Origin of the sequence: Methanobrevibacter sp. (assembly GCF_017410345.1) — an archaeon.
Taxonomy (GTDB): Archaea; Methanobacteriota; Methanobacteria; order Methanobacteriales; family Methanobacteriaceae; genus Methanobrevibacter.
Window position 1 is genome coordinate 1 of the sequence record NZ_JAFQQZ010000028.1, and the last position, 12,325, is coordinate 12,325.

The window sequence follows — 12,325 nt, forward strand, 5'->3', positions numbered from 1 at the left end:
ATGATGAATTAACGTAAATACAATCTTAAATAACGTATAAAGAATAAATAATTTAAAAAGGTTAAAAAATACATTTTACTTGAAAAAAATGATTTTAAAGTTTTTTAATTATTTATATAACGATAATTGGAGGTGAAAATAATAATAAATGAAAAATTTAAGTTAATTTTTATTTTTACCTTAATTTTTTCGATATTAATGATTAATGCAGTTTATGCAAGTGATAATGAGATTATAATAAGCGATTCCCTATCAGAGGATATTGAATTAAATGATTGTTCAACTATTGATTTGAAGGAAGCCAACGAAGAAAACCTAAAAGAAGAATCTGTTGGTGATGACTTTAAATATGTGCAAAACTTAATCGATAAAGCTAAAGATGGGGATTCCATATATTTGGAAAACAAGACTTATAAAGGAAACAGAACTCCAATATACATTAATAAAAACTTGAACATTTATGGTTTTAACAATGATTTAGATATAGATTCATTGAAATCAAGCCCATTGAACTCTGACAATCTCACTACAATATTGGATGCTGATTCTAAATCAAACATATTCATAATCGGCGAAAATATTCAAGTGAAGATTAATGGATTAAGTTTAATTAATGGAAATGATGGAGGAGATGGCGGAACCATATACAATAATGGAAAATTATCTATTGAAAGTTCCAAAATAGCCAATTCCAACTCTGGTGGAGGAGCAGTATACTGCTCTAAAGGGTCCATTCTCAATGTAAACAATTCATTGTTTGAAAGCAATTATGCAAGCATTGGAGGTTCAGTTTATCACGACCAGTCAAATGTAATCATATCCAATTCACTATTTAGATTCAATGAAGGAGAAAGTGATGGAGGAGCTATTTACACTGATAATGGGAATATACAGATTCTCAATTCAAGTTTTCTAAATAATACTGCTGCTCGTGGAGGAGTAATATACAATAATCATGGAAAGGTCGTTATCAATAATTCAGATTTATCCCATAATAAAGCAACTAATTTAGGAGCAACTGTAAAGAACTGGGGAACATGCATAATATATAACTCCAATGTAAGCAACAATTATGCTGATTGGTGTGGTGGAGGATTATATACCTTTGAATATAGTATGGATGTAATAAATTGCTCAATATTTAACAACACTGCTGAAAGAGGGGGAGGAATATTCGCAGATGCTGGATCTTGGCTGGCAGTTACCAATTCAACAATTAAAGATAATGAAGGAGAAATTGGTGCTGGAATAAGTTGCCCAGATGCACATTTGAAAATGAAAGATTCCTCTATAATCAATAATGCTGCAAATGGCAAAGGAGGAGGAATTTATTTAGATAAATACACATCAGAAATAAGCAATTCAATTATAGAAAACAATAGTGCAAAGTCTGGTGGAGGAATTTATATAAATGATATTTCTGTAAAAATTAGCAATTCCAGCATTAATAAGAACAAGGCAGATGAAGGAGGAGCAATATACAATTTAGGCACTTTAAGCATTAAAGAATCCATTCTAAATTCAAACAATGCTAAAAACTGCGGAGCAATATATAATCAAAAAACATTGGATATTTCAAACTCTACAGCAAACAGCAACAAGGCAACTAACGGTGGAGTAATATACAATAATGGATTATTGAAATTAAACCAGCTAAATGCCAACTCTAATGAAGCAACATATGGTGGAGTCATATACAACTCAAAAAACACCACTATAAATAACTCAATTTTCAAGAATAACAAGGCATACGAAGCAGGGGCAATCTATAGCAATGGAAACCTATTGATAAACAATTCAGAATTTACAAAACAGAAAGTAACCCATAAAAGCGGAGTTATCTTTATGAGAAATGGAAACATGAACATTTCAAATTCCATTTTCAGTTTGAATTCCGGTGCAGATGAAGGGGGAGTAATCTTCACATTTGAAGGAAATTCCACAATAAAATCATCTAAATTCATATCAAACAAAGCCATTAGCTATGGTGCAGCCATTGACAATAGCGGAATAATGACCATTGAGGATTGTGATTTTGAAAAGAATTACGCTTACGGTGCTGGAGCGATTGACAATGGTGGAGATTTAACAATAATCAAGTCAAACTTCACTGATAATGAAGCAACTGCAAATGGAGGGGCAATTGACAATAATGGAAACCTTAAGATAAGCGGATCAATATTCAATAAGAATACTGCAGACTCTTTAGGTGGGGCTATAATGGCTAGAAAAAACACTACAATCAGCCATTCATCATTTTCGGACAATAAGGCATCCTCTGGAAATGATGTATATAGCGATGAAGAGAATATTTCCTTAAATAATAATTGGTGGGGTTCAAATAACCCGGATTTCCAAGCTTCTTTAAATTATGAGATTGGTGATGATTTTAAATGGATTATAATGAGTTTTACAAACACTACCCCATTTAAAGTAAACTCTAGTTTAGGATTGAATATTAGCTTTGATAAAACCATTAATAAAAATGGTGAAGAAGAACGATTAGAAAAACCTAATCTATTGCCAACATTTAAAACATCTCTTAAGGTAAAAGAAGCGAATGGAAATGAAAAAAGCTATGAATTAAATGTTAAGAAAGGTTCTCTTTTAAAAACCATTTCCCTTAAGTCAAATAGCGTTGTCAGTGCAAATATTGATGGTGAGACAATTAGCTTAAATCTCACAGATAATAGTAAAAAATCCAATGAAAATAATAATCCAGATAGTTCTAATAGTTCAGACAGCTCTAAAACTAATGAATCTGAAGAGAATAATAATGATTTTAACACTAATCAAAGGGATATTAACAAAAATGTCAATTTGAAAAATGTTAAAGATAATCTGAAAATATTAAATTCAACTCAATCCGGTATTGATTCTCCATTAGCGGATTCAAATGATTCCAATGAAAATCAAAATGCCGATAAAGAGCTTAATATCAACTATGGATTATTGATTATTCCTATAGCATTGGCCTTATTCTTCATTTTATTTGCACTAAAAAGAAAAAAAAGATGACGAAGAAGATGAAAATTAACTATAAAAGAATACAAAAATAATAAATTTTTTGATAGAATTTAATTCTATCATTTACTTTTTTTATAAATTTAAAAATCAACTATTTTTTAAAAATAAGAAAAAATATTAAAAAATAATTTCTGCTATTTTTTAAAAATCAGAAAAAAATAGAGAAAATAAGTAACTACTATTTTTTAAAAAAATTAATTAATTAAATCATTCCAGTAGCTATTAAAGTGAAGTGTGCAATAGCTGCAGAACAAAGGTAAGTTCCTGAAATTACAATTAAGGTAATGATGATTCCTTTCCAACCGATCTTCTTGAACTCTTCCCAATCATTACCAATTGCAATACCAACATAAGCCAAGAATGCAGTACAGATTGTAGTCAAATCAATTTGGGAAACGTAATGAACCAGGAAATCAGCAGTTGGAACACCAGGAATAGCTACAAATATACCGATTAAGCTTATGTAAATGATTGATTGGATATTCCATGGAATAAGCCTTTCAAGAGACATTCCTATAATGGTAATGATTGAAATCAAAAGCATTCCAATGAATGCATCAACGATTGGAGTCTTAAATCCTATGAAGTTTCCAACAGCTACAATAAAGGAGAACAATACAAGGAAAGTACCCCATCTTTCAAGCTTACCTATAGTCAAGTCATCTGTAGTTGCATATTTATCATGCTTGACTCCTTCAATTGCATATTCATCATCTATAGTCTCTTCATCTTTAGGCCCGAACAAAGGAGACAACCAGGTATACATTCTCTCAGCAAGAGGGAGTGAAACGAATATACACATGTAAATACCGAAACAGAATGAAAGAAGGTTACTGCATCCAGCAAAAGCCTCAAGCTGAGTAGCCATTGATGGGAACATATGCATTAGCGGAGCAAGAGCCGCTGCATTCATACTTGCACTTCCTACACCTGATGCCATTGCATAAGCATATGGGTGCATAGGGATAAGTGAAGCGCTGATACTTGATAGGAAACTAATGAAAGGTGTACCTAAAATTGATCCAATGACAAAAACAGCTAAAACTCCACGGGTTTCTGGGGATTTAAAACCATATTTGTCAATGATGACTCCTAAGTTAGGTTCACGACAAATGGAACTGGTCATACCGATAACTTCCCTTCTGAAACCAAAAAACAGTGCAATAGGCAATGCCAAAAGGGTTCCTAAGTTACCTATCTGCTGTAAGATCAAAGCAGGACCTACTTGGAAAATACTGGATATGGCTTGACCACTTGCAATAGCCAATTTACAGATTAAAACACCAATAAATAAAACCATAGCCCCTTCAGCCACTTTAGATTGCTTGCTGCCTACAAATTTAATAGGCTTTGCTAAATAAAGAGCCAATCCCATAACTAGAGCATAAATTAAAGGCAGCAACAAAATACTGATAGTGTCAGTTATCTTAATCTCCTTAACACCAATAAACATAGATATTACAACCAAAATAAAGACAACAACATGAAGATTATATTCCTTCCATGGAGGTCTCTTCTTAATTGCCCTATCTGTTTTTTCCCTATATGGGTGCTGTTGATTACCAGTAATAAAATCCCGCCTTAAGATTTTGTATAGAAAAAATTTTATAAAATAAATTAAGTATTATTAATGTTAGTTTTAAGTTTATTATTTATAAACTAATCTATTTAATTCTAAAAAATTATAAATAATGATAATTCATTACAAATCATGATAATTTATTACTGCATTTAAAAAATTAACTAAAATCAGAGAGTTATCTGAAAAATATTAATACTAACGTTAAACATCATGAATGCCTATTTTAAAAATGCTAAAAAATCTAGAGATTCATGCGAATCAAAGGCTTTGATAAATGACGTCTTGCTGAAACTGGAGTTTCATAGAATTTACCATTTACTAAAGTTCTTTCTACCTTTTCTGGAACCTTTTCATCTGATTCTATTCTTTTACCACAGCTTTTGCACTTGAATCCTTTTCCTTTTCCTGCAGAAGTCATTCTTTTTCCACAATCACAAACAGGATTTTTATAAACAAACTCGTTCAGATTTATGACTTGGAACTTCTCAATGTTGAAAGTGTTCTGTTCACCGATTCCACCATAGAGCTCAATCTCATCCCCAGCCATTAATTTTGCTACAACCTTTCTGAAATTTTTGGTTGGTTCATATGCTGCAGCCTCAATTTCACCAGATTGATCATATAAAGTGAAAAACATATGTCCGCCTTCAATTATATGAGGTTTGTCCTTAACAAATCCTTTTATTTTATAGCAGGAATACTGTTTCATTGAAGAAATATTTTCTACATTTTGAATGTGCATATCAGTGTGCTGATTGGTTTTGAAAATGCATGAATCAACAATTTCCTCATTTGGAATGACAATATCTTTTGCTTTCAATAGAACTTCAGGACTGTTGGATCGGATACCATACAATACAGGACATGGAGTTTTAGGTTCAATTGCCAAATACTTTCCATCTATATTTTCAAAGGTTTCCGGAAAAGTCTCCTTGTCCATCTTAACTACAGAATCATAATCAATTTGTCTGACTGTACCGTATCTGGATGAATCCCTATATGCCAATAGCTCATAGGTAAAATCTTCAAGGGGACATGAAATAGCTGCAATGGAACCAATGATTCCCCTTCCCTTTTTGAACTTATGAATTTCAGCTCCAATCTTATTTGCAAATTCTTCTGCCTCTTCGATAGTGATGATGGAATAGATTGCCTTAAAGGCATACTCAATCATTTCTTCAGTGATTTCACCTTGGTAGAAAACAACTCCCGGATTGGTGTTGTCACAATCAAACATTGAAAGCTCAGATACATACTTGAGCACAATTTCCTTTGCCAAATCAATGTTTTGATCTAAACTTAATTTAAATGATACTCCTCCATTTCCCCTTGTCTTGAATCTGGCAAAAGGATTTAAACGAATCAATCTAGGATAACCAATGATTTCAATGCCATTTTCCCTAAATTCGTTTAGGATAGTGGATGCTAGAAATGTTGTGCACATTCCATCCGGAGAGTCTGTATCATCTATTCCAATATAAAAATAATCCATAATATCACTGAATATGTAAAAATTAAATAGTCAATTTTATATTAATCTTTAAAGATAATAATATTATTAAAATTTATTTAAACTAATTAATAAAAATTTTCTTAAAAATTCTACATAATGCGAGGTAATCCTATGGCAATAACTAATAGGAATCAATTGATACGAGAAGTTTATCAGCTATTAAACAAAGAGGGCTTTGAAACATCCAATATCTATGAACAAAGCTGCTTTGATATAGTTGCTCGTAAGAAATTGCTTATCCTACTTTTAAAAGTCCTCGTAAATATTGATAGTATTAACGAAGCACATGTGGAAGAAATCCGACAAATATCCCATGTTTTCTTGGCTAGCCCAATTATTGTCGGAGTCAAATCAAAAAATCATATATTGGAAGAGGATGTTGTCTATGAAAGGCATGGACTTCCTGCAATTGGCCTTGAAACACTTAAAAACATGATTGTATATGACGAATATCCTGAAATTCTTGCAGATCGTGGAGGATATTACGTCCAAATCAATGGAAATGTCCTGAAGGAATACAGAGAAGAATACAACTTATCCTTGAAGGATTTAGCCGATTTGGCACATGTTTCAAGAGCTACAATGTACAAGTATGAGAATGGAATGGTGAGAGCAAACACTGAAACTGCAATGCTCCTTGAGGAAATCCTGAATACAAAGATCACCCTTGACATCGACCTTTTCGAGCCTTATCAGGAAGACATCAAGCTGAAGGCAGATACAAGCAACTTAAACCAAACCCAAGGAACCAATGCACAAAACTTGGCAAAACTTGGTTTCGGTGTGGTTTCAACAAATAAAAGCCCATTTGATGCACTTGCAAAGGCTGAAATAGCTACCAGAAAGAAAGAGCAGACTCCACTCATAGCAAATTTGAATGTTCAGGATGAGCAGAACACAAAGACATTGAAGAAGATGGCAATCAGCCTGAAGGACCTTTCACTTGTAACCTCTTCAGACCCATTCTTTGTGCTTAAGGATGATAGAATCAAGGATTCAATCGATGGAATTCCAGTAATAAAATCATGGGAAATGAAAGAGGTCGAGAATTCCAAGGAGTTCTTGAGATTGATTAGGGAAAGAAGAAACAATTAGTTTAATTTTTTATTATTTTATCGATTAAAAAAAGGTGGAAATGTGGATTTGGAAAAGAACAAAGGACTGATCATACTTATTGTTGCATTGATATTGGCTGCCATTCTAACATTTTATGTTGGAGTCAAAAACCCAATCATCTTAGGATTAGGCATTCTTGCAATTATTGTAATTGCAGTTAACATTTATGTTGAAAAGTTTAAGAAATAGATTAAATTTAAAAAAAAGGAAGATTGAGATGGAGATGGATTCAGGATTCATCTTCAATGTCGCATGGCTTTATCCATTCCTCTTCTCCTTCCACTAGAGTTTCAATTGCATCAACTATGCAATGGGGATTCCATCCGACCACAGCATCAGCCTTTTCCACTATTTCCTCTATAACATATTCCACACCATATGAACGGACAAAAAGCAATGGAATATCCAATTCCTTTGACTTATCTATCAATTCATCACAAATGTCCTTATTGTCATGATAAAGGCCATATAACAGTACAATAACATCTATCTTATCAAACAGATCCTCATTTAACTCATCATCTTCTGTATTATATTCATTCCATAGGAAATCCTTTTGGCTATTAATTCTCTCCTTATAGAATTCATACTCATCATAAGTGTCAATGCCCTTGGATATTAGAAGATTATAAACTTTCCTTTCCTGATTTTCATTTGACATAAAATCACTTTTCATTAAATTAAATATAAAATTAAAAAATTAAATTTAAATATTAAAAATTAATATTAAAAGTTAATTATTAAAAAACATTAGAATTATAACAATAGTTATATATTGATTGAAAAAAATAAAAAGAATCATTTATCCAAATTGATTCTTTCTGTTGCAGTATAAAGGTTAAATCTGTCACCACGTACAAATCCGACCATGGTAATGTTTCCCTTTTCTGCAATGTCATAACCGGATCCTGCAGGAGCTGCATTTGAAACCAATATAGGAATACCTACCCTAACCACTTTTATAAGCATGTCTGCAGGCATTCTTCCACTATAGCATACATAGCATTGGGATAAGTCAAATCCTGCCTTAGCAGCTGCACCGATTACCTTATCAACAGCTACATGACGACTTACGTCCTCACGGGTAATGAACTGGTCTCCATAAACCAATTGTGCAACATGAACACTACCAGTCTCTTGCCATATTTCCGCCTTGGCAGTAAGCCTTTTCATGTTTTCTATAATTTCTGTTGCATTGACAACCAAATCAGATTCCACTGGTTCAACTGTTTTAAGCTCACTTCTCCATCCCCCTGCACTATCAGACATAACTCCCTGATATTCCAAGAGTCTGCAGGCACAGGCATGTTTAGCTCCACCTTCCTTTTCCTGAACCAAATCATCGCTTTCAAGGTCAATTTCTGGAGTATGCATATTGACAGTTTTGATGATGACCTTCTTGTCATCGATTTCGATGCTTACAATCTCATCAACAGACTTGATCAATCCATCCCCTAAGCAATATCCGACGGCAAAATCATCCAAATCTGCAGGATATGTGGAAAACTTACGTGGCTGGAGGAAGTCTATATAGAAATATATGTTTTCATCCTCAACAGTTTCTTCCTCAACATGCTCATATTTTCCATTTTCCCATCTGATTGCAGGAATCTTTTTAATGAACTCCATATTCTCACCTTAAAACAAATAAAAATCTAATAATTATCTTAATTTTAACATTATCAATTTCTATAATTTATTAATTTTACAATATAATTTATAACAATAGTTATATTTATAAATTTATATTAAATTTCATTTAAAATTTTGAATGTTTCCTCTGCCTCTCTTTCACTTGCAATACCAACAGAAACCATATCAGCAAAATCCAAAGTGTTCAGGAAATTGAAAGCTTCCTCTGGTCTTTGAATACCAACTGCAAGAATCTTATTGATGATTATCTTTTTGTCAATTTTATCTAGCATTCCTTTCAATTCATCCTGCTTATCAGACCTGAAATCAGGAACATCCATCATGTATCCAAGCTTGTTTACTGGAATCATGTAAAAGTCAAACAAGCTTTTATCTTCAAGAATAGGTGAATCGATTAATTCTTCACTTGTTTTGAAAGGAAAAGAAGTGATTATTCCAGATGGAATTCCAGCATCATTGATTGCATCCAATATCTCAGTTATGAAATCCCAGTCATATGTGTCTATAAGGAACTCATCAACAAGCATCATAGAGCTATCGAATTGTGAGAGATTTTCAATGTCTTCCTTCCAGGTGGCTTCCATCTTAGCCTGTTCATAATTAGGGAAGACATAATCCATTTCAGTCTTTCCAATAGTGGAGACTGCCTTCATTTCCACACCGTTTTTACAGGCAATGTCAAATGCTTTCAACAGGTTCTCCTTGTTTGCTAAATTAATGGACTTCACTCCACATTCATAGGATTTTTCGATGATCTTGCTTACATTTTTAGGGTTTCTAAGCAAGTCCAAATTATACAATCGAGTCCTATGGCCGAAATAGGCATCTGCAAGAAATGGGGCATTTCCCAAAACCACTCTAGGGATAGATTTTCCTTTAAATTCTAAATCTTGATTAAATATGATAAACACAACCTAAATTGAATAATAAATTTTTTAAATCTAAATAAAAATTTAACTAAAATAATTATTATATTTATCGAAAAAAAGTTAAAAAAATAGCTAATGAAAAAAGGAAAAAGGATAGAGAATATGAATATCATTCATTCAATATTCTCTCAACATCTTCCTTGTGTTCAAAAAGGACACAGCCGCCTTCATGATCATCCAAAAGGATTCCACCATCTCTAAGAGATTTGAATAATTTGGAATCAAGGGCATCAAGAAGAGAGGAATCCCTAACATTTATGTCACTGTAAGGTGAAGCGGGGCATGGTTCAGCTCCTCCATGGGAGTTGATATGGAAGAATCCCCTACCTGCTGCCAAGCAACCGCCAGATTCCTTTTCATCACCAGGGAATGATAAAAACAGCATATCATCATATTCCTTTCTAAGATGTTCCAGTTCATTTAACAATAATTCTCTCTCATCATCGCCAGGAGCCAAATCTATTGTTTCTTCATTTACAGGAACATATTCAATGAAAAATATTACTTTGCATCCGAAATCCCTTAATTGATTAATATAATCTCTTTTAAGCAAGCCATCTAGGTTTCCCTTTGTAAAGGTAAGTGAAGCACCAAAAATGATATTATTCCTTTTCATCAGTTCCATTGAATTCAATAGCTGACTGTAAACTCCTTCTCCTCTTCTTGAATCAGTTGTTCCCTCATCTCCTTCAATGGAAAAGATAGGGACAAGGTTTCTGTTTTCATCAAATAGCTTTAGATAATCATCATTCAACAATGTTCCATTTGTAAAGATAGGGAATAGAATCTCTGGAAAATTGCTTGCCTTGCTGATGACATCTTCCCTTATCATAGGTTCTCCACCAGCAAGAACGATGAAGCTTATGCCAAGATCCTTTGCTTGAGTGAATATATCCTCCCATTCATCTCCACTGAGTTGGTTTAATGGGGCATCATCACTGCATGCATTGTTTGCCCTTGAATAGCATCCTGTGCAATGGAGGTTACATGTGCTTGTAATGCTTGCAATCAAGAAAACAGGAATGTTTTGGCCTTTTTCATTATATTTCCCTCTAATTTTGGTCGCTTTTCTTGCATGTTTTGCAAATCTTGCCAAGAACAGACTTTCCTTAGGATTCTTTAGTGAAGCCCTTATGGCATCCTTTAGAATACTCTCCACTCCACTCGAAAGATATTCCTGTAAATTTAAATTATTTTCTGCCATTATTTCACCTTCACACAATCCAAAAGGAAGTTTGCATGCTCTTCCGCTTCCTTAAAGAAATTATCCAATGTGCTTTCAGGAATGTCATCATATTTCGCACAAATCTCCAAAAGAAGATAGATTGGAAAGCTATAGTATTCCTTAGCCAATAGCTTAGGGTTGCAATCTTTCCTAATAATTTCTTTTTCCTTTAAAATGCTGAAGAACCCTTCCCAAAAAATCAATGGCTTTACAAGTATCTCATCCTGGAAAAAGAATCTGATCTTTTCGTTATGATTCATCTGGATAAATATCAATTTCCATATCTTAAGGTTTCTCTCCTCAGAGAACATTGTCTTGATGGCTTCAGAACCCATATGATAGAAAAGTTCAGGGTTTTCAATCAATATCTCATTGTCTGCACTCAAGTCCAATTCCTCATTATTCAGCAATTCATCATATTCAAAAAGGTTTCTTAAGTAATCAAATATATCCATCAATATCGCTTCTTTAGAGGAGTAGTGGCTGTATATTGAACTTTTTCTAATCCCCACTTCCTCTGCAATCTCTCTAAGTGAAACGGAATCATATCCCTTTTTTGAAAACAAATCTAAAGACACATCAAATATCTTCTCTTTAGTGTTCATATTTTACCTACCTACCGTTCGGTAGTTATATATTTTGAAGTGATGATATATAAAGTTAATGATTAGAAAAGTTCAAAATAAAGAAAAAAATAGCTGAAATTAATGAATATGAAAAGAGAAAAAATAATTAAAAGTAATAAAAAAAGAATAAAAAGAAATCTATTCTTCTTTTTCAATTACAACAGCAGTACCATATGCCAATACTTCCTGCATATTCTGGGATATGCTGTCTGAATCCATTCTCATGGTTATGATTGCATTTGCACCTAATTCCTTAGCGTGCTCAATGCAACGCTCAATGGATTCATTTCTTGATTCTTCCATCATCTGGACATATTGCTTGATCTCTCCGCCTAACAGTCCTTTCAATCCTGCACCGATGTCTCCGCCAAGACCACGTGCACGTACTGTCAATCCATATACGAATCCTTTTTCTTCTACAATCTTGTATCCTGGAATATAATCCGCACTTGCAATAGGAAATTCTTCTATACTTACCATTTAAATACCTCACATTATTTTTCTAGCGTTAACAAAGGTTAACTATAATAATATAGAGGCATTAAGTATATAAACTTTATTAAATCTAATTTAAAGAATTTAGAACTGAAATAAATATTAAAAACATCAGATAAAATGAAAATGACAGCAATATGAATTTTGTACAATTATTTA

At 33.0% G+C, this 12,325-nt stretch carries 11 protein-coding genes; 3 read left to right on the forward strand and 8 right to left on the reverse strand.

Annotated features, from left to right (window positions below):
* The first annotated feature begins 198 nt into the window (after positions 1-198).
* Positions 199-3,018 (forward strand): right-handed parallel beta-helix repeat-containing protein, encoded by a 2,820-nt coding sequence (locus tag IJE13_RS03475; protein WP_292777130.1) that lies wholly within the window; start codon positions 199-201, stop codon positions 3,016-3,018.
* A 211-nt stretch (positions 3,019-3,229) separates the two neighbouring features.
* On the opposite strand, the gene IJE13_RS03480 is transcribed toward IJE13_RS03475, so the two are convergent.
* Positions 3,230-4,480 carry a DUF3100 domain-containing protein gene (locus IJE13_RS03480; RefSeq protein ID WP_292777132.1) on the reverse strand — a complete coding sequence of 417 codons (1,251 nt, stop codon included), beginning with the start codon at positions 4,478-4,480 and terminating at the stop codon, positions 3,230-3,232.
* A gap of 370 nt (positions 4,481-4,850) precedes the next feature.
* A complete protein-coding gene (locus tag IJE13_RS03485; RefSeq protein ID WP_292777135.1) occupies positions 4,851-6,101 on the reverse strand; it encodes a tRNA(Ile)(2)-agmatinylcytidine synthase in 1,251 nt (416 codons plus the stop codon).
* 138 nt (positions 6,102-6,239) lie between these two features.
* Between IJE13_RS03485 and IJE13_RS03490 the strand changes: the two genes are divergently transcribed.
* Together IJE13_RS03490 and IJE13_RS03495 are read left to right on the forward strand one after the other, a co-directional pair.
* Positions 6,240-7,217 carry a transcriptional regulator gene (locus tag IJE13_RS03490; protein WP_292777341.1) on the forward strand — a complete coding sequence of 326 codons (978 nt, stop codon included), beginning with the start codon at positions 6,240-6,242 and terminating at the stop codon, positions 7,215-7,217.
* A gap of 42 nt (positions 7,218-7,259) precedes the next feature.
* Positions 7,260-7,427, forward strand: coding sequence for a hypothetical protein (locus tag IJE13_RS03495; protein ID WP_292777137.1), 168 nt, complete (start codon positions 7,260-7,262; stop codon positions 7,425-7,427).
* A 40-nt stretch (positions 7,428-7,467) separates the two neighbouring features.
* Here the strand turns inward: IJE13_RS03495 and IJE13_RS03500 are convergent, their stop codons facing one another.
* From IJE13_RS03500 to IJE13_RS03525, 6 genes are all read right to left on the reverse strand, one after another.
* Positions 7,468-7,899: a nuclease gene (locus IJE13_RS03500; RefSeq protein ID WP_292777139.1), complete on the reverse strand. Its 432-nt coding sequence runs from the start codon at positions 7,897-7,899 to the stop codon at positions 7,468-7,470.
* A gap of 137 nt (positions 7,900-8,036) precedes the next feature.
* The gene (gene fdhD / locus IJE13_RS03505) at positions 8,037-8,867 is read right to left on the reverse strand and encodes a formate dehydrogenase accessory sulfurtransferase FdhD (protein ID WP_292777140.1); all 831 of its coding nucleotides are present in this window, start codon (positions 8,865-8,867) and stop codon (positions 8,037-8,039) included.
* A 119-nt stretch (positions 8,868-8,986) separates the two neighbouring features.
* On the reverse strand, positions 8,987-9,748 hold the full coding sequence (locus tag IJE13_RS03510; protein WP_292777142.1) for a hypothetical protein: 762 nt from the start codon (positions 9,746-9,748) through the stop codon (positions 8,987-8,989).
* 181 nt (positions 9,749-9,929) lie between these two features.
* Positions 9,930-11,024 (reverse strand): radical SAM protein, encoded by a 1,095-nt coding sequence (locus IJE13_RS03515; protein ID WP_292777145.1) that lies wholly within the window; start codon positions 11,022-11,024, stop codon positions 9,930-9,932.
* Positions 11,024-11,650 carry a TetR/AcrR family transcriptional regulator gene (locus tag IJE13_RS03520; RefSeq protein ID WP_292777148.1) on the reverse strand — a complete coding sequence of 209 codons (627 nt, stop codon included), beginning with the start codon at positions 11,648-11,650 and terminating at the stop codon, positions 11,024-11,026. The genes IJE13_RS03515 and IJE13_RS03520 overlap by 1 nt, the downstream gene beginning before the upstream one ends.
* A 159-nt stretch (positions 11,651-11,809) precedes the next feature.
* Complete coding sequence (locus tag IJE13_RS03525; RefSeq protein ID WP_292777150.1) at positions 11,810-12,151, reverse strand: heavy metal-binding domain-containing protein; 342 nt, start codon at positions 12,149-12,151, stop codon at positions 11,810-11,812.
* Between the last annotated feature and the right edge of the window lie 174 nt (positions 12,152-12,325).